This window comes from Rheinheimera hassiensis (genome assembly GCF_022436675.1).
Classification (GTDB): Bacteria; Pseudomonadota; Gammaproteobacteria; order Enterobacterales; family Alteromonadaceae; genus Alishewanella; species Alishewanella hassiensis.
This window is the reverse complement of sequence record NZ_JAKUJZ010000045.1, coordinates 1-274: the sequence shown is the minus strand read 5'-3', so window position 1 is coordinate 274 and position 274 is coordinate 1. Positions and strand designations below refer to the sequence as shown.

Annotated in this window: 1 protein-coding gene; it reads left to right on the top strand. The window is 47.1% G+C overall.

From position 1 onward, the window contains the following. The coding region (locus MJX74_RS21580) for a hypothetical protein (RefSeq protein ID WP_240225078.1) at positions 1-274 on the top strand (274 nt) is incomplete at both ends.

Below are 274 nucleotides of genomic sequence, written 5' to 3'. Positions count from 1 at the left end.
GAGTGTGATATGGCGAAGCCTTTAATGATTGCGGGTTATCACGACGCGGTTATTGAGTCTTTAAAAAAAATTGGCTGGGTGCGTGATGCCGATGCTTACCCTGAAAGGACAACATCAAAATTCACAGGCCTGGTGACGCCGGCGGTGTATTTTACGATAAATGGCTGGGATCCTGCTGCAAACAGCGACGGGCAATTAAATGTTGAGTTGTCCTGTGATTTATTTGTGATTGTAGACAGCGCGGGGGAAGGCATTAGCAAGCCGGAAATATTCC